Source organism: Kitasatospora sp. NPDC091207, from assembly GCF_044768625.1.
GTDB lineage: Bacteria > Actinomycetota > Actinomycetes > Streptomycetales > Streptomycetaceae > Kitasatospora.
The window spans coordinates 116237-140638 of sequence record NZ_JBIVVS010000018.1; the positions used below are offsets into that span (position 1 = coordinate 116237).

Genomic DNA, 24402 nt, shown 5'->3' on the forward strand with positions numbered 1-24402 from the left:
CCCCTACTGTCGTCACCTCGGCACGGATCCTGAACAAGGGGGACTGAACCATGCGCTACCGCGTCCTCGGCGGCACCGGCATCGAGGTGAGCACCTACTGCCTCGGCACCATGATGTTCGGAGCGGTCGGCAATCCCGACCACGACGACTGCGCCCGCATCATCCACACCGCCCTCGACCAGGGCATCAACTTCGTGGACACCGCCGACATGTACTCCGGGGGCGAGTCCGAGGAGATCGTCGGCAAGGCGCTGCAGAGCCGCGGCACCCGCGACGACGTCGTCCTCGCCACCAAGGTGCACTTCCCGATGGGCGAGGGCCGCAACCGGGGCGGCAACTCGCGGCGCTGGATCGTCCGCGAGGTGGAGGAGAGCCTGCGCCGGCTGCGCACCGACCGGATCGACCTCTACCAGGTGCACCGGCCCGACCACACCACCGACATCGAGGAGACCCTCTCCGCGCTCGGCGACCTCGTCACGGCCGGCAAGATCCGCGCCTTCGGCTGCTCGACCTTCCCCGCCGAGGAGATCGTCGAGGCGTACCACGTCGCCGAACGCCGCGGCCTGCCCCGCTTCCGCACCGAGCAGCCGCCGTACTCGCTGCTCGCCCGGGGCATCGAGCGGGACGTCCTGCCGACCGTCCGGCGGCTCGGCATGGGCGCGCTGACCTGGAGTCCGCTCGCCTCCGGCTTCCTCACCGGCCGCTACCGCAAGGGCCGCCCGATCGACCTCGGCACCGGCCGGGCCGCCCTCACCCCGGCCCGCTTCGACCCGGCGCTGCCGGTCAACGCGGCCAAGCTGGACGCGGTCGAGGAGCTGACCGCGCTCGCCGACGACCTCGGCCGCACGCTGCCCGAACTCGCCCTCGCCTTCCCGTTGGCGCACCCGGCCGTCACCTCGGTGATCATCGGCCCGCGCACCGGGGAGCAGCTGGCGGCGGCCCTCAAGGGCGCCGACCTCTCCCTGGACGACGCCGCCCTCGACCGGATCGACGCCATCGTCCCGCCCGGCGCGAACATCTACCACCCGGACGGCGTCTGGCAGCCGCCCGCCCTCACCGACCCGGTGCAGCGCCGCCGCCCCGCCGCCGACCGCGCGGCCGGATAGCACCCGTCCCGTCGATCCCTCGGGGCCGGGAGCCCCGGCCCCGAGGGATCACCCCCGGGGCAGCAGCTCCCGCGCCGCCCAGGCCAGCGCGTCGGGCAGCGCCCCCGCGGTGACCGGGAACCAGAGGGAGCAGGAGCTCAGCCCGGCCTCGGCCAGCTCGCCGAGCGCGTGCCGGACGCTCTCCGCCGACGCGGCGGCGCCGCCGAGCGGGGTGCCGGGCACCGGGCCGGCCGGGGTGTGGCCGGGCGGGACGAGGAAGACACCGGCGGTGAGCGCCAGCGTGCCCGGGTCCCGTCCGGTCTCCTCCCCGAGGACGGCCAGCCGGGCCCGGACGGCGGTGAGGCCCGCCGGGTCGACCCCCGCGCCGTGCCAGGCCTCGCCGAACCGCAGGGCCCGGCGCAGCGCCGCGTCCCCCTGGCCGCCGACCCAGACCGCGGGGCCGGACGGGCGCAACGGCGGCACCGCGATCCGAACGTCCCCCTCGCCCCGCCACAACTCCCGGACCACCGCGAGCTGTTCGTCCGCCCGACGGCCCCGGCCCGCGAACGGCACGCCGACCGCCTCGAACTCCCCGGCGTCCCACCCCGTCCCGACGCCGAGGGTGAACCGGCCGCCGGAGAGCCGGTCCAGTGTGGCGCTCTGGTGGGCGAGGAGCACCGGGTTGTGGAGCGGCAGGATCAGCACGCTCGTCACCAGCCGGATCCGCGAGGTGGCGCCGGCGACGGCGGAGAGCAGCACCAGCGGGTCGTGCGAGAGGCCGGTCTCGGTGCGGAGCACGTGGCTGCCGGCGATCAGGTGGTCGAACCCGAGCCGCTCCGCCTCCTGCGCGGTGCCCAGCACGGCGTCGAGGTCCCCGACGTCCCTCGGCCAGAGGCGGTGCGGCGCAACTCCGAGTTCCATGCTGTCCCACTTCCCCGCGTCAGCAGTGTCGTCCTGTCAACCCCCTTGCCGGGCACGGGATTCCCACCACGGCCTAGCGCCGCAGCAGGTCGACCACGCCGGTCAGGTCCTCCACGCCGGCCCCCTCCGCGAGCCGCCGCGCCATCAGCTCGAAGTACGGGGCGAGCAGCTCGGCGCTGACGCCCTGCTCCGCCGCGGTGCGCAGGAAGGTGGGGGTGCCGGCGACCTGCATGGCGAGGCTGGAGACCACACCCAGCGTGTAGTCGCCGGCCTCCAACTGCGCGGCGGTCCGCGTCACCGAGCCGGCCATCGCGTGGAGCCAGGAGGTCAGCAGCGGGGCGAGGTCGCCCGGGGCGACCGTCTCCTTGCCGATCAGCGCGAAGGCGTGCGCCACCCCGGCGAACATGCCGTACATGGCACTCAGCAGCGCCACGTCGTACAGGGCGGCGAAGCCGGCGTCCTCCCCGACGAAGCGGGTGCCGGCCGGGACGGCCAGGGTGTCGCCGTGCTCGTCGAACAGCGCGCGCGAGCCGCTGTAGAAGACGTACGGGCCGGCCGCCTCGACGCCGATCATCGGCGGGACGGCCATGATCCCGCCGTCCAGGTAGCGGGCGCCGCGCTCATGGGCCCAGGCGGCGCGGGCGCGGGCCTGTCCGGGCGTGCTGGTGACGAGGTTGACCACGTCCCGGCCGGCCAGGTCGACGCCGTCCAACGCCTCCTCGACGGAGTCGTCGTCGAGCAGGCAGACGACCACCAGCCGGTTGGCCGCGACCGCTTCCGCGGGGGTGGCGGCGACGGTGGCGCCCTGGACGGCGAGCGGTTCGGCCCGGACGGCGGTGCGGTTCCAGACGGTCAGCGGATGCCCGGCGGCAAGCCAGGTCCGGGCCAGCGCGGCGCCCATCGCGCCGAGCCCGAGCAGGGTGAGGGAGGTCTTCGAAACGGAGTCAACGCTGTTCTGTGCCATGTCGATCAGGCTCGTCGCCGGGGCCGCCGGCGGACAAGTACGCACCTCGAAGTGGGTGGTTACCCTGGGGTGAGCGACGAGGTCGGAGGGGTGGGGCATGGCAACGGTGCCGAGGCCGGGCGGGCACGTCTGTGGGATCGACGCGGCGATGGACGTGATCGGCGGCAAGTGGAAGGTACTGATCCTCTGGGCGCTGGACGAGCGGCCGGGCTGCCGGTTCGGGGAGCTGCGCCGCCTGGTGCCGGGGATCACCGAGAAGGTGCTCGCCGCCCATCTGCGCGAGCTGGAGGCCGACGGGATCGTGCACCGCGAGTCGTACGAGGAGGTGCCGCCGCGCGTCGAGTACTCGCTGACGGCGGTCGGGGCGCGGCTGAACGCGGCGCTGGCACCGCTGGGCGCCTGGGGTCGCGAGCACGTCCTCGGCGGGGACGCGCACCCCGGCCGGGGGCCCGCGTAACACGCCGGGCCGGGGCCCGCGCGACGTCTCGGAGCCGACACGGCGACGGCGCGGGCCCCGACGGCGGTTCAGGCGATCGCGGCCGCCACGATCGCCGCCACCGCGACGTTGCAGCTGGCCGTGACCCAGACCGCCGGGTGCGGCTCGGGGTCGACCAGGATCGCGCCGAGCTTGCCGGGCGTCAGGATGTCCACCGCCCAGAACGCGACGGCCATCAGCACCAGACCGAGCAGACCGAAGCAGGCCGTGGAGACGAGGCCCTTGCCGAAGTCCGCGTAGGTGTACATGATCGCGGTGAAGACGATGCCGCCGATGCCGAGCAGCGCGGAGCTGAGCACCACGGCGGCGTTGCGGTTGCGCTCGACCCAGATCTGGTGACCGAGCCGGCCCGGCGTCAGCACGTCCACCAGGCCGATGCCGAGGAGCAGCAGCACCACACCGACGGCGCCGAAGGCGGCCGCCGCACCGAGGCCGTGCAGGATGTCGTTCATGGGTGTGTCCGTCCCCCGTGTCCGCTCACTGAATCCCGCCGGGTCCGGCTACGGCCCGGTCCGACGGTCAAGGATCGGCAAAACATATCCCACCGGCCCCGTGGCCGAACAGGAATCCGGGGCCCCTCCCGTACCATCCGGGCCCACGCGTACCATCCGGGCCCACGCGTACCATCGGGCGCCATGACGCCGTCGCAGTCACCCACCCCAGCCCCCGGACCCGGCAGCCCGGGCCAGGACGCCCGGCGCCGGTCGGGCTTCGTCACCCTCGGCATGGTCGGCACCCTCGCCCTGGCCCTGTCCGGCTGCTCCTCCGGCAGCGGTGGCTCCGCGCCGAGCCGCTGCGTCGACCCGTCGACGCTCAAGGTGCTGGACAGCCACGCGTGCGCGGGCGGCACCACGACGGCCGCCGCCGGCCGCTGGTACTACTGCGGCTCCGGCAGCACCACCGCGATCGGCGGCACCTTCGACCAGGCCGCCACCAAGCGCGGCGGTTTCGGCTGCCCGTCCGGCTCCAGCGGCTCGGGCGGGGGCTGACCGCGATGCGCCGCCGCACCATCGACCCGCGCCCCGACTGGCTGGCCACCGTCGAGGGCCAGGGCCTGATCTACGCCATGTGCTCCGACCCCTGCAACCAGGGCGGCCCGCACGCCTACTGGGACGAGAGCGCGTACTACGAGTTCTCGCTGCCCGAGGTGGAGGCGCTGGAGGAGGTGGTCGAGGAACTGCACGAGCTGTGCCTGGCCGCCGCCGACCACGTGGTCCGCACCGGCCGGTTCGCCGACTACGGGATCACCGACCCCCGGCTCGCGGCGGCCGTCGCCGAGTCCTGGCGGCGACGCGCCGAACAGCCGGCCGTCTACGGGCGGTTCGACCTCGCCTACGACGGCACCGGTCCGGCCAAGCTGTTCGAGTACAACGCCGACACCCCGACCTCGCTGATCGAGGCGGCCGGCCCGCAGTGGTTCTGGCTGGAGGAGCGCTTCCCCGCCGCCGACCAGTGGAACTCGCTGCACGAGCGGCTGGTCGCCTCCTGGGCCCGCCAGAAGCACCTGCTGCCGCCCGGCCCGGTGCACTTCGCCCACTCGCGCGGCGACACCGAGGGCGAGGACTGGATGACCACCCTCTACCTCCAGGAGTGCGCCGAGCAGGCCGGCCTCGACACGGTCGGCATCGCCATGGAGGGCATCGGCTGGGACGGCCTCTCCGGCCGCTTCGTCGACCTCGAACACCGCTTCATCCGCTCGGCGTTCAAGCTCTACCCGTGGGAGTGGCTGGCCGAGGACGAGTTCGGCGCGCAGCTGCTGGACGTCATCGACCACGGCGGCGGCACCGGCTCCACGCTCTGGATCGAGCCGGCCTGGAAGATGCTGCTCTCCAACAAGGCGCTGCTGGCGGTGCTCTGGGAGCTCCACCCCGGCCACCCCAACCTGCTGCCCGCCTACCTGGACGGCCCGCGCGAACTCGCCGACCCGGGCGGGCCCGGGTACGCGGCCAAGCCGCTGCTCGGCCGGGAGGGCGCCGGCATCCGGATCGTCGGGCCCGACGGCGGCGAGACCCGGCTCGCCGCCTGGGCCGGCGACCCGGACCGCTACGGCGCCGAGGGCCACTGCTACCAGCAGTACCACCCGCTGCCCGACTTCGACGGCAACCGCCCGGTCCTCGGCACCTGGGTGATCGACGGCGAGGCGGCGGGCCTCGGCATCCGCGAGACGGACGACAGCCCGATCACCCACCAGGGCGCCCGCTTCCTGCCGCACATCATCGTCTGACCGGCACGGGACGGGCCCGTTCGGCCCGGCCCGCCCCGACCGCCCGGGGTCAGTCCTCCTCCGTCAGGTGGTCCACACAGGCCGCCACCGCCAGCAGCAGCCCCGCGTCGGCACCGTCGGCCACCTCCACGCCGTAGGTGTCACGGACCCGGAACCACTTGCGGGAGATCCGGGCGAGGTCGTCGCCGTGGTCGTTCTCGATCCGGTAGTCCTTGTCGATCAGGTTGCCGTGGATCTTCAGTTCGCCGCCACCGGCCAGCTCCACGAGGTACTTGTCGCGAAACGGCGTGAACAGCTTCTCCCGGACGGTCGCGACCACGTCGCCGTCGGCGTTCTCGATCTTCATCGCGTCCCGGACGGTGAACGCCTTCTCCTTCACCACCGCCACCACCCGGCCGCCGGAGTCCTTCAGCTCGAAGGTGTGGCGCAGCCGCAACACCTTGCCGTCCACCAGGAACGCCTTGTGCCCCCGGTCGTCCTCGATCCAGTAGTCGTCACCGATCGCGAACAGCTTCTCCCTGACCAGGTACCGCATACCGCCTCCTCCTGCGCGTGGACGTGCGTCCATTCGACCCGATCGGTCTCCCCGTGCGAAGCACCGCCACACATCGGCGTTGAATGACCCCATGAACCCCGTGAACCCCGCCGACGCCACCAACGCCGTCCCCACCGCCGTCATCCTGCGCACCGAACGCCTCGACCTGCTCCCGATCGGGCCCGAGCACGCCGAGGCGATGGCCGCCGCCCTCGCCGACCCGGCCCTGTACACCTTCACCGGCGGCGAGCCGCCCACCGCCGACGCCCTGCGCACCCGCTACACCCGGCTGGCCGCCGGCTCCCCCGACCCCGCCGAGACCTGGGGCAACTGGGCCCTGCGGCTGCGCGCCGACGGCCGGCTGACCGGCTACGTCCAGGCCACCGTCGGCCCGGCCGCCACCGAGATCGCCTGGGTCCTGGGCACCCCCTGGCAGGGCCGCGGCCTCGCCACCGAGGCCGCCCGCGGGCTGCTCACCCACCTCCGGGCCGCCGGCGTCACCACCGTGCTCGCCCACATCCACCCCGACCACCACGCCTCGGCCGCCGTCGCCCGCGCCCTCGGCCTGACACCCACCGCCGACCACCAGGACGGCGAGACCCGCTGGCTCCTCCCCCCGACCCCACTGGGCTGAGCCCGGCGTCCGGGCTGCCCGGTGCCTGGGCCCGCCACCCTGGATCCTCCGGAGGTCCTGGCAGCGAATCCTCCACGTACGAGTGACAGGAGCCCATGACCGGCCTTCCGCAGCCGACAGAGTTGATAAGTTCAATTGGCTACCCATGGCCTGTATCAACTCTGGGGAGGAACGGCAGTGGCCGGACGAGGAAGGCCCAGCCGCAGCACTGTCTACCGCCGACTCGGCGGAGCGCTGACCGAGCTGAACGAGCGCTTCGGCGGGCTTCCGAGCCCTAGGGAGGCCCAGGAGATCTGGGACGACATCTGGCACCAGGAGGCGCACCACTCAACCGCGCTGGAGGGCAACACGCTGGTCCTTCGTGAAGTCCAGGCGCTCCTCGACCAAGGTCGGGCCGTCGGGGCGAAGCCGCTCCGCGAGTACAACGAGGTCCAGGGCTACGCCGACGCGGCCCGGTGGGTGTACGGCCAGGCCCTGGAACCGGACGCCTGGCACGACGGCCGGCTCATCACACTCGGCGAGATCCGCCACATCCACCACGCGGCCATGACTCCGGTCTGGAACATCGCCCCCCACCCCGACGCCGGAGACGGCGAGGGCCCCGGCAACTTCCGCGAACACGACATCGCGCCGTTCGCCGAGGGCATGACTCCGCCGCCTTGGCCCCTGGTCCCGGCGCAGGTCGAGCAGTGGGTCGGCGACGTTTGCGATCTCGGACAGCGAATCGAGAAGCACGAAGCTCTCATGAGCCCGTTGCCGGAGGAGCTGGCCCGAGTCCACAACCGGTTCGAACGAATCCATCCGTTCCTCGACGGCAACGGCCGTACCGGACGGCTCGTCATGAACCTCGTGCTGGTGCGGGTCGGATACCCACCGATCATCATCTTCAAGCGACAGCGGGAGGCATACCTCTCCGCACTGCGCAGGGCGGACGCAGGCGACTGCGGCGCCCTCGGCGAACTCATCGCACGGGCCATGGAGGACAACCTCAACCGCTTCATCGTCCCCAATGTCGCCGGCCCCGCCAGAATGGTGCCGCTCGCCGCCCTGGTCGACGATGAGCTGTCCATGGCAGCGCTCCGGCAAGCGGCACAGCGTGGCCGCCTGAGCGCCGCACAGGGCCCGGACGGAGTGTGGCGGTCATCGCGGAGGTCGGTCGCCGCATACAAGGCGGCCAAGCACCAGCGCAGGCCGCCCGGCACCGGCTGAGCCACGCACCGGAATGCGGGCACGGCGGGTGCGGTTTGATGGGGGTATGGCTTCTCGTGCACGTGTCCGCGCCCCCGAGCTGGTCGGCGCTGGTGGATGGCTCAACACAGGCGGCAAGGAACTCAAGCTTGCCGACCTGCGAGGTAAGTGTGTCGTACTAGACTTCTGGACCTTCTGCTGCATCAACTGTCTGCACGTCCTGGACGAGCTCCGTGAGCTGGAGGAGAAGCACCGCGACACCGTGGTGATCGTCGGCGTCCACTCCCCCAAGTTCGTGCACGAGGCCGACCACCAGGCCGTGGTGGACGCCGTCGCCCGGTACGAGGTGCACCACCCGGTGCTGGACGACCCGGCGCTCGTCACCTGGAAGCAGTACGCGGTGCGGGCCTGGCCGACGCTGGTGGTGATCGACCCGGAGGGGTACGTGGTCGCCCAGCACGCCGGCGAGGGGCACGCGCACGCCATCGCCCGGCTGGTCGAGGAGCTGGAGGAGGAGCACGCGGCCAAGGGCACCCTGCGCCGCGGCGACGGCCCGTACGTGCCGCCCGAGCCCACCGCGGGGGACCTCAAGTTCCCCGGCAAGGCCGTCCGGCTGCCGAACGGCCACTTCCTGGTCGCCGACTCCGGCCACCACTCGCTGGTCGAGCTGGCCGAGGACGGCGAGAGCGTCGTCCGCCGGATCGGGGACGGCGTGCGCGGCCTGGTCGACGGCGCCGCCCCCCGGTTCAGCGAGCCGCAGGGGCTGGCCCTGCTCCCGGCGGGCTCGGCCTACGACGTGATCGTGGCCGACACCGTCAACCACGCGCTGCGCGGCGTCCGGCTGGCCGACGGCAGCGTCGAGACCCTGGCCGGCACCGGCCGGCAGTGGTGGCAGGGCTCCTCGACCGAGGGCCCGGCCCGCGAGGTGGACCTCTCCTCGCCGTGGGACGTCGCCTGGTTCGACGGCAAGGTCTGGATCGCCATGGCCGGCGTCCACCAGCTCTGGGCGTACGACCCGGCCACCGGCACCGTCGGCGTCGCGGCCGGCACCACCAACGAGGGCCTGGTCGACGGCCCCGCCGCAGAGGCCTGGTTCGCCCAGCCGTCCGGCCTGGCCGTCTCGGCGGACGGCGAGCTGCTCTGGGTGGCCGACTCGGAGACTTCGGCCCTGCGTTCGGTTTCACGTGAAACAAAGACGGTCCGGACCGCCGTGGGCACGGGACTGTTCGACTTCGGCCACCGCGACGGCGCGGCCGGGCAGGCACTGCTCCAGCACCCGCTGGGCGTCACCGTGCTGCCCGACGGCTCGGTGGCCGTCAGCGACACCTACAACCACGCGCTGCGCCGCTTCGACCCGGCGAGCGGTGATGTCACCACGCTCGCCACCGACCTGCGCGAGCCCTCCGGCGCGGTGCTGGTCGACGGCGACATCGTGGTGGTCGAGTCGGCCCGGCACCGGCTGACCCGGCTGCGGCTGCCCGAGGAGGCCGTCCGGGTCGAGTCGGTGGCGCACCGCACCCAGCGGGCCGCCACCGAGGTCGCCCCCGGCACGTTCCGGCTGGACGTGGTCTTCTCGGCGCCCACCGGCCAGAAGCTGGACGAGCGCTACGGCCCGTCCACCCGGCTGCTGGTCAGCTCCACCCCGCCCGAGCTGCTGGTCTCCGGGGCGGGGGCGGACACCGCGCTCTCCCGCGAGCTGGTGCTCTCCGACCGGGTGACGGAGGGCGTGCTGCACGTCTCGGCGATGGCCGCCTCCTGCGACGACGACCCGGAGATCGAGTACCCGTCCTGCCACGTCCACCAGCAGGACTGGGGCGTGCCGGTGAAGCTGGCCGAGGACGGTGCGCGCCGGCTGCCGCTGGTGCTCGCCGGGATGGAGTAGCCGGCACCGGCCGGTGACGGCAGCGCGAAGGGCCCGGCAACTGCCGGGCCCTTCGCGCGGGTGCGTGCTCAGCCCTCCGGGGCGGCGTCAGCCCTCCAGGAACGCCTTGACCGCGCTCGCCAGCAGGTACGGGTCGTCCGCGCCGCACAGCTCGCGCGCCGAGTGCATGGAGAGCGCCGCGATGCCGCAGTCCACCGTGCTGATCCCGAGCCGGGCCGCGGTGATCGGGCCGATCGTCGTCCCGCAGGGCATGGCGTTGTTGGAGACGAAGGTCTGCCACGGCACGCCGGCCCTCTCGCAGGCCGCCGCGAAGACCGCCCGGCCGACCCCGTCGGTCGCGTACCGGTTGTTGACGTTGACCTTCAGGATCGGCCCGCCGTTCGGCATCGGGTGGTGCCCCGGCTCGTGCCGCTCGCTGTAGTTCGGGTGGACGGCGTGGCCCATGTCGGAGGACAGGCAGACGGTACCGGCCAGCGCCCGGGCGCGGTCCTCGGGGCTGCCGCCGCGCGCGTAGACGCTGCGCTCCAGCACGTTGCCGAGCAGCGGGCTCTGCGCGCCGGTGTCCGACTCGCTGCCGGTCTCCTCGTGGTCGAAGGCGGCCAGCACCGGGATGTACGGCAGGTCCTCGCCGGCCACGGCGGCCAGCGCGGCGGTGGCCGCGTGCACCGAGAGCAGGTTGTCCAGGCGCGGACCGGCCAGCAGCTCGCGGTCCCGGCCCAGGTAGCTGGCGGGCTGCACGTCGTGCGTCATGAGGTCCCAGCCGGCCACGTCGGCGGGGTCGACACCGGCGCGCTGCGCGACGTACTCGATCAGCGAGCCCTCGTCGACCGGGCCGAGGCCCCAGATCGGGGTGAGGTGGCGCTGCTTGTCGAGCTTCATCCCCTCGTTGACCTGGCGGTCGAGGTGGATCGCCAGCTGCGGCACGCGCAGCAGCGGCTCGTCCAGCTGCACCAGCCGCGAGCTGCCGTCCCGCAGCGCGAGGCGGCCGGAGAGGCCGAGGTCGCGGTCGAGCCAGGTGTTCAGCGGCACGCCGCCGTAGATCTCCACGGCCACCTGCCGCCAGCCCGCCGAACCGGTGTCCGGCACCGGCTTGACGCGCAGGTTGGGCGAGTCGGTGTGGGTGCCCACGACGCGGAACGGCGTCTGCGGGCCGGCGCCCTGCGGCACGTACCAGGCGATCAGCGCACCGCCCCGGATCACGTAGCGGCCCCCGGCCACCGCGTCCCAGGCGTCCGTCTCGGCGACCTGCCGGAAACCCGCCTTCTCCAGCCGCTCGGCGGCGCTGGCGACCGCGTGGTAGGGCGACGGTGAGGTACCGAGGAAGGCAATCAGATCATCGGTGTGCGTCCGGTCGAAGAAAACCTGACGGGCGGCGGTCGACATGCTGCTCCTGAGTCGAGGGAGGGCTGAAACCGGATGGGGGTCGGCTTCGCACCTTGAGCATATGCCCGTACACGGACAGGACAGTCTGATCCCCCCAACGGATGCAGAACGCAGACAGAAACGTGAACTGACGCCGCGCCGGACACCGCGCACCCAGCGGTTGCGCCCGGTCGCGGACGGTCATACCGGGCCGGCGACGGGCGTGGAACGGCAGGCCGGGGGGACGGCGCGGCAGGCCGGGGGGCGTGGCGCGAGCGGGAGCGACCGGTGGCACGCCGAAGGGCCCGGTCGAGGAACCGGGCCCTTCGGTGTGAGGGTTGGGTCAGGCGGTCATCGGGGGGCAGGCGTCAGAACGCCTGCTCCGCCAGCTCCATGATCTCGTTGTCGATGCCCTCGGCGATCAGGCGCTGCGAGGCGACGGTCGGCAGGATGTTCTTGGCGAAGAAGCGGGCCGCCGCGACCTTGCCCTGGTAGAAGGCGACGTCCTTCTCCGAGGCGCCGGCCTCCAGCTTGGCCAGGGCCACCGCGGCCTGGCGCAGCAGCAGCCAGCCGACCACGACGTCGCCGGAGACCATCAGCAGGCGGGTGGTGTTGAGGCCCACCTTGTACATGTTCTTGACGTCCTGCTCGACCGAGGAGAGGTCGGCCAGCAGCTTGCCGACGATGGCCTCCAGGTCACCGGCGGCCTTGGCGAGCAGCTCGCGCTCGGCGGCCAGGGCGTCGCCGCCCGCGGCGGAGCCGAGGAACTTCTGGATCTGCTCGGACAGCGCGGTGAGCGCCTGGCCGCCGTCCTTGACGATCTTGCGGAAGAAGAAGTCCTGGCCCTGGATCGCGGTGGTGCCCTCGTAGAGGGTGTCGATCTTGGCGTCCCGGATGTACTGCTCGATCGGGTACTCCTGCAGGTAGCCGGAGCCGCCGAAGGTCTGCAGGGACTGGGCGAGCTGCTCGTAGGACTTCTCCGAGCCGTAGCCCTTGACGATCGGCAGCAGCAGGTCGTTCAGTCGCTCGGCGGCCTCGTCGTGCTCGCCGCGCAGGCGGGCGGCGAGCACGTCGTCCTGGGTGGAGGCGGTGAGCAGGACCAGCGCGCGCATGCCCTCGGCGTAGGCCTTCTGGGTCATCAGCGAGCGGCGCACGTCGGGGTGGTGGGTGATGGTGACGCGCGGCGCGGTCTTGTCCAGGAACTGCGAGATGTCGGCGCCCTGAACGCGCTCCTTGGCGTACTCCAGCGCGTTCAGGTAGCCGGTGGAGAGGGTGGCGATGGCCTTCGTGCCGACCATCATCCGGGCGAACTCGATGATCTTGAACATCTGGCGGATGCCGTCGACCTTCTCGCCCAGCAGCCAGCCCTTGGCCGGGTGCTTGGCACCGAAGGTCATCTCGCACGTGTTGGAGGCCTTGAGGCCCATCTTGTGCTCGACGTTGGTGGCGTAGACACCGTTGCGCTCGCCGAGCTCGCCGGTCTCCCAGTCGAAGTCGTACTTCGGCACGATGTAGAGGCCGAGGCCCTTGGTGCCCGGCTTGCCGCCCTCGGGGCGGGCCAGCACCATGTGGATGATGTTCTCGGACATGTCGTGCTCGCCCGAGGTGATGAAGCGCTTCACACCCTCGATGTGCCAGGAGCCGTCCTCCTGCTTGATCGCCTTGGTGCGGCCGGCGCCGACGTCCGAGCCGGCGTCCGGCTCGGTCAGCACCATGGTCGAGCCCCAGAGGCGGTCGGTCATCCGCTTGGCGACCTCCAGCTGCTCCTCGGTGCCCTCCTCGGCGATGACACCGGCGAAGGCCGGGCCGGAGGAGTACATCCAGATGGCCGGGTTCGAGCCCAGGATCTGCTCGGCGAAGGCCCAGACCAGCGAGGACGGGGTGACCTGGCCGCCGATGGACTCCGGGATGCCCAGGCGCCACCACTCGGCGTCCATGAAGGCCTGGTAGCTCTTCTTGAACGAGGCCGGGATCGGCGCGGTGCTGGTCTCCGGGTCGAAGACCGGCGGGTTGCGGTCGGTGTCGGTGTACGACGCGGCGAGGTCGTTCTCGGCAAGGCGCGCGATCTCGCTCAGGATGTTCTTCGCGGTCTCGACGTCCATGTCCGCGAACGGTCCGGTGCCGTAGACCTGCTCGCGGCCGAACACCTCGAAGAGGTTGAACTCCACGTCCCGCAGGTTGGACTTGTAGTGACCCATCGCCGTTTTCTCCGGTTCGTCGCTTCCGGGAGACCGCCGTGTTCGGGCGCCCCGTACCCACCAGTACGCATCATGATGCTACCCAGCGGTAACTTGTTTCAAGCCCCTGGCGGTGAATCCCCTATGAACGTGGTCACGTCCCACAAGCCGGGACGGCCACTCCTTGTCAGGATCAACGCCAGCACAGGCGGCTGCGCTCCCGATAGCCTGTCCGTGTGTACGGCTATGACCAGAACGCATACCCGGGCGATCCCTACCAGCAGCAGGCGGGACCGCAGCCGGGCATGAACGGCATGCCCGGCCCCGGCCCGTACGGCGAGCAGCCGCAGGCGTCGCAGCAGCAGCAGTCCCTCTACCCCGAGCCGTCCCCGCCGTCACTGGCGGACGCCGTCCGGGCCTTCACCACCGGGTCGATGGCGGTGGAGGACTTCCAGGCGATCTTCATCACCTCCAAGGTGCACTGCCCGCGCGGCGACCGCCCCGGCTTCCTGGCGCTGCACAACACACCGACGCCGGTGATCCCGATGTTCAGCTCCCTGAAGGAGCTGCGCCGCTACGCCGGCAAGGACTCCAAGCACTTCACGGTCACCGGCGCCGAGGTGCTCGACCTACTGCCGACCGGGTACGGCTTCGCCCTGGACATGGAGGGCGAGCACCGGATGGTGTTCGACGCCAAGGCGGTCGAGCAGATGGTCGACTTCACCATGCGCCGCATGTACGGCTGACCCGCCCGCACAGCCCACCACGACTCCCGCGCGGCCGGCGGCCCCGTTCGAACCGCCCCCTCCGGACCGCACCCTCTCCATATAGTTCAAAGTTCAACTTGCTTCTTGTTGAGGATTGAACTAATCTCGTGGACGTAGGCCAGAGGAACCCCGCCGAAGGAGGCCGACATGCCCGCCGTGACCGTCGAGAACCCGCTTGTCCTGCCGCGTATCGCGGCTCCCGCCGAAGGCTCCCGCCCGCGTCCGGTGCTGGCCGTGTCGACCGCCCCCAGCGGCTTCGAGGGCGAGGGCTTCCCGGTCCGCCGCGCCTTCGCGAAGATCAACCAGAAGTACCTGGACCCGTTCATCATGATGGACCAGATGGGCGAGGTGGACTACGCGGCCGGAGAGCCCAAGGGCACGCCCTGGCACCCGCACCGCGGCTTCGAGACGGTCACGTACATCATCGACGGGACCTTCATCCACCAGGACTCGCACGGCGGCGGCGGCGTCATCACCGACGGCGACACCCAGTGGATGACGGCGGGCTCCGGCCTGCTGCACATCGAGACCCCGCCGGAGTCACTGGTGATGTCCGGCGGCCTGTTCCACGGGCTCCAGCTCTGGGTGAACCTGCCCGCCGCGGACAAGATGATCGCGCCGAAGTACCAGGACATCCGCGGCGGCAGCGTGAAGCTGCTCGCCTCGGCGGACGGCGGCGCGCTGGTGCGGCTGATCGCCGGCGACCTCGCGGACCACCAGGGCCCCGGCGCCACGCACACGCCCATCACCATGATCCACGTGTCGGTGAACCCCGGCGCCGAGGTCACCCTGCCCTGGCGGTCCGACTTCAACGGCCTGGCGTACGGCCTCGCCGGCAGCGGCTCGGCCGGCACGGAGCGGCGCCCGTTCCACATGGGACAGGCCGTCGTCTTCGGCGAGGGCGATTCCCTCACCATCCGGGCCGACGACACCCAGGACTCCCGCAGCGCCAACTTCGAGGTCGTCCTCCTCGGCGGCGAGCCCATCCGGGAGCCGGTCGCCCACTACGGCCCGTTCGTGATGAACAGCCACCGTGAGCTCCAGCAGGCCATGGAGGACTTCCAGGCCGGCCGCCTGGGAACCATCCCGGCCTCATGAGCACCGGCCGGCGTCACCGGAGTCCGGTGACACCGGCCGACCTCGACGGCGCGGACCCTCCCCACCCGGAGGGCCCGCGCCGTCGGCGCGTCCTACCCGAGGTCCGCCGCGCGCCCCCGGCCGGTTCCCCGCCGCGGCGTCACAGCAGCGCGTAGAGGGCCGAGGCGTCGTCGTGCGCCTTGCCCCGTGGCCAGCGCTCGCAAGCCGCGTCCGACCGCTCGACCGCCCGGACCTGGGCGATCAGCTCGCCCGGCCCCGACTCGGCGAGCAGCCGCAGCGCGTCCGCCCAACTGCCCAGGCCGAAGCGCTCGGTGTAGCGCGAGGCGCCGTCGCTCAGGGCGGCCACCGCGTGCAGCCGGTCCAGGCCGACGAAGCCGGTCTCGGCGTGCTGCGCGGCCTTGGGGCTCGCGGCGGCGATCCACGGCCCGCCGCCGGAGTTGCGGACCGCCCGGACGGCCAGCGCGTACTCCAGGTGCAACGCGGCCCGCTCGGTCGAGCCGGGCACCGTCGACCAGACCTGCCGGCGCAGCGCCTCGCCGCCGGGGAAGCGCTGGTTGTCCCCGATCACCTTGGGCGGGCCGTCCTTGTACTGGAGCACCAGCAGCGAGTCCCCGAGCACCAGGTACTCCAGTGCGGTGCCGTGCCGCCGGGCGGCGACCACCATGGCGGCGGGCGTGTTGGGGTGCGCGAGGTCGCAGCGACCGCCGTGCAGCGCGGCCGTCTCCACGATGGCGTCGGCCAGGCACTCGGCGATCGAGCGGTCCGCCCGGTCGGTGAGCCGGGCCAGCAGGTGCACCCCCAACCGCCGTACGTACCACGGGGTGCCGTGGCGACACCCGGACTCCAGGCCGGTCGGCGAGCTCGCACCGTCGAGCAGTACGAGCGCCTCCGGTGAGGCCGCCGCGAAGTCCTCGCTCTCGCGGTCCGGCCGCCGTGCTTCACCTGCCAGCTGTACCTGCATCCCGACAGTGTGGACGCCGGGTGGGGCGCGAGCCCAGACCCGTGCACGCGGCGCGTCCCGGCCCGGCCGGAGCTGTCCGGTGGCAGCGGGGGCAATTCGGCCATACCGTCGGATATCGAGTGGACAATTCGGCCAATCAGGGCCCGTCAGGTTTGCGAGCTCCTTCGAGGGGCCGGACAGCACGGGACTGACGAGGACGAGGAGCGACGGATGTTCTGGGAGTTCATCGTGCTGGTGGCCGCCTCGATCGGCTTTCCGACCGCGGCCCTGCTGTTCCTGATCGGCGGCCCCCGGTTCCCCGACGAGCGGCGCGACGGGCACTGACCCTCAGCGGGCCCTCAACGGGCCCTCAACGGGCCCTCAACGGGCCCTCATCAGGGGCTCGGCGGACCGGCCGGCCCAGGGCCCGCTCCAGCGGGGCGGCCCGGGCGAGCAGGAGTTCGTCGGCCCCGGCCGCGCCGACCACCTGGAGTCCGAGCGGCAGACCGGCCGCGCTCACCCCGGCGGGCAGGCTGAGCGCCGGCAGTCCGGCGTAGCTCCACGGCAGGGACATCACCGCGTCGCCGGTGCTGCTCAGCCCGAGCGGGGCCGGGCCGGTGGCGGCGGGCGCCACCACCAGGTCCACCCCTGCGGCCGCCCACGCGTCGGCCAGCCCGGTCCGGGCGGGCTCCCGGGCGGTCAGCGCCGTCTCGTAGTCCTCCGGCCGGACCGCCTGGCCGTGCCGGATCCCGGCCGCCGTCTCCGGCCGGTAGAGGCCGCCGAACCGGGCGAACCAGTCGGCGTGGCTACGCGCCTGCTCGAAGCGGTTGATCGTCCGCACCTGGCCCACCAGCCACCCGAAGTCCGGCAGCAGGTCGACCTCGCGCACCGTCCACCCCGCCGCGGCGAGGAGGTCCAGCTGCTCCCGGAAGGCCGCCAGCGCCACCGGCCCGGCCTGCTCCAGGTACGGGCCGGTGGGCACGCCGAGCACGGGGGGCGGACCGGACGGCACGGGGGCGTCCTGCCAGTCGTCGCAGAGCAGCGGCGCCGCCAGCGCCGCGCCGGCGAGGTCGGCGGTGAACAGGCCGAGGGTGTCGAAGCTCGGCGCGTTCGGGATCACCCCGTCCATCGGGATCCGCCCGTACGTCGGCCGCAGGCCCACCACCCCGCAGTAGGCGGCGGGCCGGATCACCGAGCCGACGGTCTGGGTGCCGATCGCCAGGGACACCAGCCCGGCCGCGACCGCCGCCGCCGAGCCGCTGCTGGAGCCGCCCGGGGTGTGCCCGGGGTGGTGCGGGTTCCGGGTCGGCCCCGGGGCGCCGCCGGCGAACTCGGCGGTGACCGTCTTGCCCGCCACCAGGGCGCCCGCGGCCCGCAGCCGGTCCACCACGACGGCCTGCGGCCCGGCCAGCACCCCGGGCGGCAGCGCCGAACCGGCGTGCGTGGGCAGGCCGTCGACGTGGACGATGTCCTTGATCCCGACGGCGACCCCGTACAGCGGCGGCGCGGCGGCCGGATCGGGGTACCGGGCGACCAGCGCACGGGCCTCGGCCCGCAGCCGCCCCGGCCGCCCGGGCTCGGGCACGAAGGTGTGGATCAGCGGGTCCAGCCGCTCGATCGCGGCGCACAGCCGGTCGGCCCGGACGACCGGGCCGGGGCGGCCGGCCCGTGCCCGCGCGGACTCGTCGGCCAACGACCGCGGGCGGACCGGGGAGCTCTCCATGCCGACCAGGCTAGGGGCTGTCCGCTACGGGTGCTCGGTCGCCAGGTACGGCGTCTCGCGCAGGTAGTACGCGCCGCAGGTGTGGCAGCAGAGCTCGGGCGTCCTGCCCCAGTCCGCCGGGTCCCGCAGCAGCGCGCCCTCGTCCAGTTCCCGGCCGCACATGGCGACGGCCTCGGAGCCGCGGACCATGTGCCAGAGCCTCACCCCGGCGGACGGACCGCCGTCACCGTACTCGGCGCGCATCTGGTGCATCATGCCCCCATCGTCCGGCGGGCGTCCGGCACCGGCAACCGGGGCGGGACGGCCACCGGACGGCGGACGGACGCACCACCGGACGCGCCGCCGATCACCACCGACGGCACGTCCGGGACGGGGATTCAGACCAGGCTGCCGTGCAGCCGCAGCCGGGCGATGCCGCCGTCCGGGAAGACGTCGAGCCGGACGTGGGTGGCCGGGCGGGGCGCGTCGAGCACCAGGCGGTGGACGGCGTCGGGCTGGAGCCGGGTGCGGGGCACCAGCTCGAACCACTCCTGCGGGTCGGCGCCCTGCTCGTCCCGGCCGTAGAGCGCGGCCCAGCCGGCCGCGTTGCCGACGTAGTAGCCGGTGTCGATCTCCACGGCGCGGATCGCGCCGCGCCCGGCGAGCCGCAGCAGGACCCAGTCGTGGCCGTCGTCCCGGCGCCGGCGGTTCTCCCAACCGTCGCCCATCGCCCGGGACTTGCCGGGCAGGGCCAGGTTGGACGGGGGCGAGAAGAAGCGGTCCGAGGCGTCCTCGACCGCGCCGCCGTGCTCGATCGCGGCCAGGTCGAAGGTGCCGAGGGCGGCCAGCCAGGCGGTGTCCGGCCGGGCCTCGCCGTGCACCCGCAGCCGGGCGATGCCGCCGTCGGGGTACTGGCTGAGCCGCAGGTGGGTGAAGCGGCGGCCGCCCTCGACGACGAAGCCGTTGGCGGCGTGGCCGCGCACCGGGGAGCGGGGCACCAGCGGGTGCCAGACGGTGGAGTCGGCGAGCAGTTCCTCCGGGCCGGGGGTGCCGGGGAGTTCGGCGCCCTCCAGGCCGATCTGCCGCGGGTAGTTGCCCCGGAAGTGCGCGGTGTCGACGATCACGCCCCGGACGACGCCCGGCACTCCCAGGCGGATCAGCGCCCAGTCGTGGTCCCGCGCGGTGGGGTGCGGGTGGTCGGTGCCGGCGCCCCGGCGGCGGCGGGTCTCCCAGCCGTCCATGATCTGGCCCTTGTTGCCGAAGGTGTGCGGGCGGAACTCGGCGGGCTCGGGCAGCAGCAGGTTCTCCCGCTCGGCGAACAGCTCGTCGTTGGCGGCGATCACGGCGCCGCCGAGCCGGCGGTCGGCCAGGTCGGTCAGCGCGGTGAAGCCGAAGGTGCCGGAGCGGTAGTCGGCGTACGGGTTGCCGCCCGCGTAGGGCAGCGCGTCGGCGTCGGGCAGGGTCCTGGGGGTGCTGTCGGTAGCCATGCGTCCACCATGACCCCGCAGAACTGATCAGGTCCATCACAAAGATCTGACCAAAACGTTCAGCCGGACTGAACAACCCGGGCGGCCCCGGCCAGCGCCGCGAGCACCCGGCGCAGCGGCGGGGTCCCCTCCGTCCCCGCGCGGACCGCGGCGACCACCCGGCGGGTCGGCAGGTCCGCGGGCAGCGCCCGGACCACCGCCCCGCCACCGCGCCCCGCCGAGGCCAGCCGGGGCACCAGCGCCACCCCGAGGCCGGCCGCGACCATCGCCAGGATCGCCGACCAGTCCGCCGCGGTGTGCGCCCGCTCGGGCACGAACCCGGCGTCCGCGCACGCGGTCAGCGTGATCTCCCGCCACGGGCCGGCCGCGCCGTAGATCCACGGCTCGTCCGCGAGGTCCGCGAGCCGCAGGCCCGCCGCGTCGGCCCGCGGGTGCCCGGGCGGCAGCGCCACGTCCAGCGGGTCGCTGAGCAGCACGGACTCGACGAACCGGGGATCGCCGCCGGCCGGACGCACCGCGAGCGAGAGCGCCAGGTCGACGTCCCCCGCCGCCAGCAGCCCGTACGCCCCCGCCGCCTCCGCCTCCACCACCCGGACCGCCAACCGCGGTGCCTCCGAGCGCAGTCGGGCGATCGCCGGGACGAGCAACCCGCCGATCGCGGTGGCGAAGGCGCCCACCCGCACCTCGCCCGCCTCACCGTGCAGATACCCCGCGAGCTCCGCCTCGGCCCGTTCCAACTGGCCGAACACCAGCTCCGCGTGACGCAGCACCAGCCGTGCCGCACTGGTCAGCCGGACCCGCCGCCCGTACGGCTCCAGCATCGGCGCGCCCAACTGCCGGGCCAGCGCCGACACCTGTTGCGAGACCGCCGACGGCGAGAGGCTGAGCCGCTCGGCCGCCGCCGTCACCGTGCCGCACTCACCGACCGCCCGCAGCACCCGCAGCCGCCGCAGATCCCACTCGCCCACCGCACCCATCGCGCCAGCGTAGTTCTTTTTCGGCCACCCCGGCCGGAACGCTTCGCCCACCCCCCGATAGGGTGCGGCGGCGCGACCCGCCGGCGATCACCGCCAGGCCCCAAGTCGCCCTCATTCGGACATAATTCACCCAAAGCTGGAGCAATGACCGTGCGTTCTTCACGCCTCCTGGCCGCCTCCACACTGCTCGCGCTGTCGCTCGGCGCGACGGTCGGCGCGGCCACCGCCGGTGCGGTCGGCGTCTCGCCGAGCCCGTCCGCGTCCAGCACCCCGTCGACGCCGCCGACCACGCCGGCCACCTCCCCGAGCACGCCGCCGACCACGCCGGCCACGCCCCCGGCGAGCGGCACCCCGTCGGCGGGCACCTCCGCGTCGCCGAGCGCCGGTGCCACCACCACCGCGCGGCCCACCATCCGGCCGACCACCCCGGCGCCGACCCCGACGATCAGCAACCGCTGCCACGGCGGGGTGTACCAGAGCTCGCTCCTCAAGGTCACCGGCACCGGCCTGTACGGCACCACCCTGGTCAAGGGCGGCCCGGCCGCCGAGATCACCCTGACCTGGGAGAACAACAGCGGCGTCGATCTGCCCGTCATCGAGAACGGCTTCTACGTCACCGACGAGTTCGAGGGGGACCGCCCGATCGACTGGAGCTCCGACTTCTTCGACGTGCAGCTGAACACCGGCTCCGGCTGGAAGCCCGCCAAGCTCGACGAGCGCCACCTCCTGGCACCCGACTTCAAGCTGGCCAAGGGCGAGAAGCACTCCCTCCAGATCCGGATCGCCGCGACGGCCAAGGCCCCGGTCGGGAAGTACGGAGCCAACTACGACTCCGGCTCGGACGCGTTCGACAACGACAAGGTCCCCACCCCGGCCAACACCAAGCCGAACGCCTGCACCCAGTTCTACGGCTACTACGAGGGCGACTTCAAGGTCGCCGAGACCGGTGCCGCGACCACCCCCGCGACCACCGGCTCCGCCAAGGCCTCCGCCTCCCCCGCCGCCGGCCCGCACCTGGCCGAGACCGGGTCCAGCTCCAACACCCTCCCGATCGCCCTCGGCGGCGCCGCCGTGCTCGCCGCGGGCGCCGGCACCCTGATCGTGCTGCGCCGCCGCAAGGCCGGCTCGCACGGCTGACACCGGCAGCGGTGACGGAGAAGGGGTACGGGCGCGACGCCCGTACCCCTTCTCACGTCTCCCCGGTCAGCAGGCCCGCAGCAGGGCGTCGTCCTGCCACTTGAGGACCTTGTCGAAGCTGACGATGGCGCCGCGCAGGGGGTGGTTGCGGAGCTGGACGTGGTCGGTCAGGGCGTGGATCAGGAAGAGGCCCCGGCCGGATTCGGCGGTGAGGTCGGGGAGGGTGTCGAGGTCGACCGGGCGGAGCGTGGGCGCCGCGCTCCCGGGGCGGCAGGGCGGCAGGACGTGGGTGTCGTAGGGGCGGTCCTCGCGGCGGGTGCGGTGGGCGGAGAGGACCGGGCCGGGGACGCTGGCGCGGCCGCGCCGGGCGCGGCGGTGCGGGGCCGGGCGGGCCGGCGGAGCGGTGGGGCGGCGCGGCGGGAACGGCACGGGGCCGGGCGCGGCCGGCGCGGAGAGGCCGGGGCCGGAGTCCGTCACCTCGATCCGCAGCAGGTCCCCGTTGATCGACGCGGTGACCTGGAAGCTGTCGTCCGGCCGTCCGCCGGCGCCGTGCTCCACGGCGTTGGCACAGGCCTCGCTGAGGGCGACCCCGAGGTCGTCGGCGATCTGCGGGTCGACGCCCGCCGTCGCCATGGCACCGAGCAGGATGCGCCGGGCCAGCGGCACGCTGGCCGGGTCGCGCTTGAGGTGCAGAGTCCACCAGATGTCCACGGGAGGTCCCTCCTGGCTGCGGCTCCACATACAACTAGGTATCTCCGCGTGATCATGCGGTGAACCGTTCCGGAGGTCCGCTGCCGCCCGTTCGGCGGATGGACTGGCGCGGTGGTCTGTGCCGAGCGGCGCACACCGGGGGCCGCACGCCGGGCCGAACGGGGCATTCGTAGGGATTTCCCACCCTGCCAACGACGGCGCGGTGGGCGATGAGATGATGGCCCGGCCATGACTGCCCTCGCCGCCGCCCCGCACCCGGGCGCCCCCGCACCGGACGCGCCGGTGGGGGCCGCCGCCTGGGACCTGCGGCTTGCGCGGGCCGTCCCGTTCGCCCTGGTCTGCACACTGATCGCGGCCGCCGGGCACGCCCTGGCCGGCGGCGGGAACGTGGCACCGCCCGCGCTCGCGACCGGCTTCGCGGCCGTCCTGGTGCTCGCGGTGGCCTTCGGCGGCCGGGAGCGCTCGCTCGGCGCCATCGCCGGCGCCCTCGGCGCGGGCCAGCTCGGACTGCACTGCCTGTTCCACACCTTCGGCGGTCACGCCACCGCGGCGACCGGCGCGATGGCCGGCATGCACCACGGCGGCGGCTCCGGCCCACTGACCCTGCCCCAGGTGGCCGGCCGGCTGATCTGCAACGAGGCCCACCCCGGCACGCTGGCCGGCCTGGCCGGCGGCCCGTCCGCCGAGCAGTTGGTCGCCAACGCGGGGCTGGACCCGCGGGCGTTCGCCGTCACGCCCTGGTGGCAGGGCGGTCTGCTCGGCATGACGCCGTCGATGCTCGCGGGCCACCTGGCCGCCGCCCTGGTGGCCGGCTGGTGGCTGCGGCGCGGCGAGGCGGCGCTCTGGCGGCTGGTCAGGATCACCGCCACCGCGGCCCGGGAGCACTGGGCCACACCGCTGCGGACGGCGTTCGCGCTGGCCGCGGCGCTGCTGCGCGGTCTGCTCGGGACGCCCGGCGGGCCCGTCCGCCGGTCCGGCGCCCGGGCCGGGGACAGCCGGCCGCCGGCCCGCGCCGCACTGCGGCACAGCGTGGTGCGGCGCGGCCCCCCGTTCGGGGCCCTCGCGTACTGACCCACCCCCGACGGTGTGCCGGCAAGGCCGCCGTTCCGGGCTCCGGGCGTGCGCAGCAGCCGAGCCGTACCCGCCGCGCCCCGCGGCGTGCGGCCCCCCACTCGTCCCCACGCCGCGCGGCCCCGCCGAGGCACGGATCACCGTGTCCGGGAGCGGGCCTGCGCCGAGCCTCCGAACGGAGACCCGCATCATGCGTTCCCTTCCCGCCCGTCGTACCGCCGCCGTCGCCCTCACCGCCGCCGCGTCGGTGGTGCTGCTGGCCGGCCCGGCCTTCGCGCACGTGACCGTGAACCCGGGCAACGCCCCGCAGGGCGGCTACACCGCCGTCGACTTCCGGGTGCCGAACGAGAACGACACCGCCTCCACGGTGAAGCTGGAGGTCAACCTCCCGCTGGACCACCCGCTGGCCTCCGTCCGCACCCTGCCGATGCCGGGGTGGACCACGACCGTCGAGAAGGCCAAGCTCGACAAGCCGCTCAAGGTGCACGGCAACGACGTCAACGAGGCCGTCTCCAAGATCACCTGGACCGCCGACGCGGGCACCAAGATCGCCCCCGGGCAGTTCCAGGAGTTCCGGGTCTCGCTCGGCCCGCTGCCGACCGACACCGACAAGCTGATCTTCAAGGCGCTGCAGAGCTACGACAACGGCGACGTCGTCCGCTGGATCGACGAGGCCAAGGACGGCCAGCCCGAGCCGGCCAAGCCCGCCCCCGTGCTGGCCCTCGACAAGGCCGCCGCCGGTGACGACCACGGCGTCACCGCCACCTCCTCCCCGTCGGCCGCCGCCGACGGCCACGGCCACGGCGACGCCACGAACCAGGCCGCCGCCGGCTCCTCCACCAAGAGCAGCGACTCCACCGCCCGCGTGCTCGCCGTGGTCGGCATCGTCGTCGGCCTGGTCGGCGCCGCGTTCGGCGTCCTCGGCCTGCGTCGCAAGAACGGCGGCTCCGCCTCCTGACCCCGCACCGGCGGGGCCGCACCCCCCCCCCCGGGCCGGGGGGGCCCCCCCGGGGGCCCCCCCCCGGCGCGCGGGCACCCACCCGC

The 24402-nt window shown here is 73.6% G+C and carries 24 protein-coding genes; 12 read left to right on the plus strand and 12 right to left on the minus strand.

Annotation, left to right across the window (positions count from 1 at the left end):
* The first annotated feature begins 50 nt into the window (after positions 1-50).
* Complete coding sequence (locus ACIQTO_RS26540) at positions 51-1106, plus strand: aldo/keto reductase (RefSeq protein ID WP_402392749.1); 1056 nt, start codon at positions 51-53, stop codon at positions 1104-1106.
* Positions 1107-1154: 48 nt separating this feature from the next.
* On the opposite strand, the gene ACIQTO_RS26545 is transcribed toward ACIQTO_RS26540, so the two are convergent.
* Both ACIQTO_RS26545 and ACIQTO_RS26550 read right to left on the minus strand, forming a co-directional pair.
* The gene (locus ACIQTO_RS26545; RefSeq protein ID WP_402392751.1) at positions 1155-2006 is read right to left on the minus strand and encodes a TIGR03619 family F420-dependent LLM class oxidoreductase; all 852 of its coding nucleotides are present in this window, start codon (positions 2004-2006) and stop codon (positions 1155-1157) included.
* A 73-nt stretch (positions 2007-2079) separates the two neighbouring features.
* Positions 2080-2970, minus strand: a complete 891-nt coding sequence (locus ACIQTO_RS26550; protein ID WP_402392754.1) for an NAD(P)-dependent oxidoreductase — start codon at positions 2968-2970, stop codon at positions 2080-2082.
* A gap of 97 nt (positions 2971-3067) precedes the next feature.
* Here ACIQTO_RS26550 and ACIQTO_RS26555 point away from each other — a divergent pair, with 97 nt between their 5' ends.
* Positions 3068-3427: a winged helix-turn-helix transcriptional regulator gene (locus ACIQTO_RS26555; RefSeq protein WP_402392757.1), complete on the plus strand. Its 360-nt coding sequence runs from the start codon at positions 3068-3070 to the stop codon at positions 3425-3427.
* Positions 3428-3495: 68 nt separating this feature from the next.
* Here ACIQTO_RS26555 and ACIQTO_RS26560 read toward each other — a convergent pair whose 3' ends face one another.
* On the minus strand, positions 3496-3918 hold the full coding sequence (locus tag ACIQTO_RS26560; protein ID WP_402392759.1) for a DUF350 domain-containing protein: 423 nt from the start codon (positions 3916-3918) through the stop codon (positions 3496-3498).
* Between the two features lie 183 nt (positions 3919-4101).
* On the opposite strand from ACIQTO_RS26560, the gene ACIQTO_RS26565 reads away from it, so the two are divergent.
* Both ACIQTO_RS26565 and ACIQTO_RS26570 read left to right on the plus strand, forming a co-directional pair.
* On the plus strand, positions 4102-4455 hold the full coding sequence (locus ACIQTO_RS26565) for a hypothetical protein (RefSeq protein ID WP_402392761.1): 354 nt from the start codon (positions 4102-4104) through the stop codon (positions 4453-4455).
* Between the two features lie 5 nt (positions 4456-4460).
* The gene (locus ACIQTO_RS26570; RefSeq protein ID WP_402392764.1) at positions 4461-5690 is read left to right on the plus strand and encodes a glutathionylspermidine synthase family protein; all 1230 of its coding nucleotides are present in this window, start codon (positions 4461-4463) and stop codon (positions 5688-5690) included.
* Positions 5691-5739: 49 nt separating this feature from the next.
* Here ACIQTO_RS26570 and ACIQTO_RS26575 read toward each other — a convergent pair whose 3' ends face one another.
* Positions 5740-6225 (minus strand): LURP-one-related/scramblase family protein, encoded by a 486-nt coding sequence (locus ACIQTO_RS26575; protein WP_402392767.1) that lies wholly within the window; start codon positions 6223-6225, stop codon positions 5740-5742.
* Positions 6226-6316: 91 nt separating this feature from the next.
* Between ACIQTO_RS26575 and ACIQTO_RS26580 the strand changes: the two genes are divergently transcribed.
* The 3 genes from ACIQTO_RS26580 (at position 6317) to ACIQTO_RS26590 (ending at position 9929) form a co-directional block, all read left to right on the plus strand.
* Positions 6317-6859: a GNAT family N-acetyltransferase gene (locus ACIQTO_RS26580; RefSeq protein ID WP_402392769.1), complete on the plus strand. Its 543-nt coding sequence runs from the start codon at positions 6317-6319 to the stop codon at positions 6857-6859.
* 177 nt (positions 6860-7036) lie between these two features.
* Positions 7037-8068, plus strand: coding sequence for a Fic family protein (locus ACIQTO_RS26585; RefSeq protein ID WP_402392772.1), 1032 nt, complete (start codon positions 7037-7039; stop codon positions 8066-8068).
* A gap of 46 nt (positions 8069-8114) precedes the next feature.
* The gene (locus ACIQTO_RS26590) at positions 8115-9929 is read left to right on the plus strand and encodes an NHL domain-containing thioredoxin family protein (protein ID WP_402392775.1); all 1815 of its coding nucleotides are present in this window, start codon (positions 8115-8117) and stop codon (positions 9927-9929) included.
* An 87-nt stretch (positions 9930-10016) separates the two neighbouring features.
* On the opposite strand, the gene ACIQTO_RS26595 is transcribed toward ACIQTO_RS26590, so the two are convergent.
* Entirely contained in the window at positions 10017-11312 is a 1296-nt protein-coding gene (locus tag ACIQTO_RS26595) for a M18 family aminopeptidase (protein ID WP_402392778.1), read from the minus strand.
* 347 nt (positions 11313-11659) lie between these two features.
* Positions 11660-13489: an acyl-CoA dehydrogenase gene (locus ACIQTO_RS26600; protein ID WP_402392781.1), complete on the minus strand. Its 1830-nt coding sequence runs from the start codon at positions 13487-13489 to the stop codon at positions 11660-11662.
* Positions 13490-13704: 215 nt separating this feature from the next.
* Between ACIQTO_RS26600 and ACIQTO_RS26605 the strand changes: the two genes are divergently transcribed.
* The gene (locus ACIQTO_RS26605; RefSeq protein ID WP_380574064.1) at positions 13705-14214 is read left to right on the plus strand and encodes an SseB family protein; all 510 of its coding nucleotides are present in this window, start codon (positions 13705-13707) and stop codon (positions 14212-14214) included.
* A 168-nt stretch (positions 14215-14382) separates the two neighbouring features.
* Positions 14383-15333 (plus strand): pirin family protein, encoded by a 951-nt coding sequence (locus tag ACIQTO_RS26610; RefSeq protein WP_402392783.1) that lies wholly within the window; start codon positions 14383-14385, stop codon positions 15331-15333.
* 139 nt (positions 15334-15472) lie between these two features.
* Here the strand turns inward: ACIQTO_RS26610 and ACIQTO_RS26615 are convergent, their stop codons facing one another.
* From ACIQTO_RS26615 to ACIQTO_RS26635, 5 genes are all read right to left on the minus strand, one after another.
* Positions 15473-16294, minus strand: a complete 822-nt coding sequence (locus tag ACIQTO_RS26615; RefSeq protein ID WP_402392786.1) for an integrase — start codon at positions 16292-16294, stop codon at positions 15473-15475.
* A gap of 349 nt (positions 16295-16643) precedes the next feature.
* On the minus strand, positions 16644-17996 hold the full coding sequence (locus ACIQTO_RS26620) for an amidase (protein ID WP_402392788.1): 1353 nt from the start codon (positions 17994-17996) through the stop codon (positions 16644-16646).
* Between the two features lie 24 nt (positions 17997-18020).
* A complete protein-coding gene (locus tag ACIQTO_RS26625; RefSeq protein WP_402392790.1) occupies positions 18021-18251 on the minus strand; it encodes a hypothetical protein in 231 nt (76 codons plus the stop codon).
* Positions 18252-18373: 122 nt separating this feature from the next.
* Positions 18374-19462, minus strand: a complete 1089-nt coding sequence (gene alc / locus ACIQTO_RS26630; RefSeq protein WP_402392792.1) for an allantoicase — start codon at positions 19460-19462, stop codon at positions 18374-18376.
* Between the two features lie 59 nt (positions 19463-19521).
* On the minus strand, positions 19522-20430 hold the full coding sequence (locus ACIQTO_RS26635) for a LysR family transcriptional regulator (protein ID WP_402392933.1): 909 nt from the start codon (positions 20428-20430) through the stop codon (positions 19522-19524).
* Between the two features lie 159 nt (positions 20431-20589).
* Here ACIQTO_RS26635 and ACIQTO_RS26640 point away from each other — a divergent pair, with 159 nt between their 5' ends.
* Complete coding sequence (locus ACIQTO_RS26640) at positions 20590-21576, plus strand: LAETG motif-containing sortase-dependent surface protein (RefSeq protein WP_402392795.1); 987 nt, start codon at positions 20590-20592, stop codon at positions 21574-21576.
* 66 nt (positions 21577-21642) lie between these two features.
* Here the strand turns inward: ACIQTO_RS26640 and ACIQTO_RS26645 are convergent, their stop codons facing one another.
* Positions 21643-22287 carry an ATP-binding protein gene (locus ACIQTO_RS26645; RefSeq protein ID WP_402392797.1) on the minus strand — a complete coding sequence of 215 codons (645 nt, stop codon included), beginning with the start codon at positions 22285-22287 and terminating at the stop codon, positions 21643-21645.
* Positions 22288-22515: 228 nt separating this feature from the next.
* Here ACIQTO_RS26645 and ACIQTO_RS26650 point away from each other — a divergent pair, with 228 nt between their 5' ends.
* Positions 22516-23358 carry a hypothetical protein gene (locus ACIQTO_RS26650; RefSeq protein ID WP_402392800.1) on the plus strand — a complete coding sequence of 281 codons (843 nt, stop codon included), beginning with the start codon at positions 22516-22518 and terminating at the stop codon, positions 23356-23358.
* A 190-nt stretch (positions 23359-23548) separates the two neighbouring features.
* Positions 23549-24316 carry a YcnI family protein gene (locus ACIQTO_RS26655; protein WP_402392803.1) on the plus strand — a complete coding sequence of 256 codons (768 nt, stop codon included), beginning with the start codon at positions 23549-23551 and terminating at the stop codon, positions 24314-24316.
* Positions 24317-24402: the final 86 nt, after the last annotated feature.

Excerpts from the sequence above, each read along its gene's own strand:
- ACIQTO_RS26590 (WP_402392775.1), top strand. The coding sequence starts at position 8,115 with ATGGCTTCTCGTGCACGTGTCCGCGCCCCCGAGCTGGTCGGCGCTGGT.
- ACIQTO_RS26625 (WP_402392790.1), bottom strand. The coding sequence starts at position 18,251 with ATGATGCACCAGATGCGCGCCGAGTACGGTGACGGCGGTCCGTCCGCC.
- ACIQTO_RS26650 (WP_402392800.1), top strand. The coding sequence starts at position 22,516 with ATGACTGCCCTCGCCGCCGCCCCGCACCCGGGCGCCCCCGCACCGGAC.
- ACIQTO_RS26570 (WP_402392764.1), top strand. The coding sequence starts at position 4,461 with ATGCGCCGCCGCACCATCGACCCGCGCCCCGACTGGCTGGCCACCGTC.
- ACIQTO_RS26595 (WP_402392778.1), bottom strand. The coding sequence starts at position 11,312 with ATGTCGACCGCCGCCCGTCAGGTTTTCTTCGACCGGACGCACACCGAT.
- ACIQTO_RS26545 (WP_402392751.1), bottom strand. The coding sequence starts at position 2,006 with ATGGAACTCGGAGTTGCGCCGCACCGCCTCTGGCCGAGGGACGTCGGG.
- ACIQTO_RS26620 (WP_402392788.1), bottom strand. The coding sequence starts at position 17,996 with ATGGAGAGCTCCCCGGTCCGCCCGCGGTCGTTGGCCGACGAGTCCGCG.
- ACIQTO_RS26580 (WP_402392769.1), top strand. The coding sequence starts at position 6,317 with ATGAACCCCGTGAACCCCGCCGACGCCACCAACGCCGTCCCCACCGCC.
- ACIQTO_RS26560 (WP_402392759.1), bottom strand. The coding sequence starts at position 3,918 with ATGAACGACATCCTGCACGGCCTCGGTGCGGCGGCCGCCTTCGGCGCC.
- ACIQTO_RS26600 (WP_402392781.1), bottom strand. The coding sequence starts at position 13,489 with ATGGGTCACTACAAGTCCAACCTGCGGGACGTGGAGTTCAACCTCTTC.
- alc (WP_402392792.1), bottom strand. The coding sequence starts at position 19,462 with ATGGCTACCGACAGCACCCCCAGGACCCTGCCCGACGCCGACGCGCTG.
- ACIQTO_RS26615 (WP_402392786.1), bottom strand. The coding sequence starts at position 16,294 with ATGCAGGTACAGCTGGCAGGTGAAGCACGGCGGCCGGACCGCGAGAGC.
- ACIQTO_RS26575 (WP_402392767.1), bottom strand. The coding sequence starts at position 6,225 with ATGCGGTACCTGGTCAGGGAGAAGCTGTTCGCGATCGGTGACGACTAC.
- ACIQTO_RS26540 (WP_402392749.1), top strand. The coding sequence starts at position 51 with ATGCGCTACCGCGTCCTCGGCGGCACCGGCATCGAGGTGAGCACCTAC.
- ACIQTO_RS26655 (WP_402392803.1), top strand. The coding sequence starts at position 23,549 with ATGCGTTCCCTTCCCGCCCGTCGTACCGCCGCCGTCGCCCTCACCGCC.
- ACIQTO_RS26610 (WP_402392783.1), top strand. The coding sequence starts at position 14,383 with ATGCCCGCCGTGACCGTCGAGAACCCGCTTGTCCTGCCGCGTATCGCG.
- ACIQTO_RS26565 (WP_402392761.1), top strand. The coding sequence starts at position 4,102 with ATGACGCCGTCGCAGTCACCCACCCCAGCCCCCGGACCCGGCAGCCCG.
- ACIQTO_RS26555 (WP_402392757.1), top strand. The coding sequence starts at position 3,068 with ATGGCAACGGTGCCGAGGCCGGGCGGGCACGTCTGTGGGATCGACGCG.
- ACIQTO_RS26550 (WP_402392754.1), bottom strand. The coding sequence starts at position 2,970 with ATGGCACAGAACAGCGTTGACTCCGTTTCGAAGACCTCCCTCACCCTG.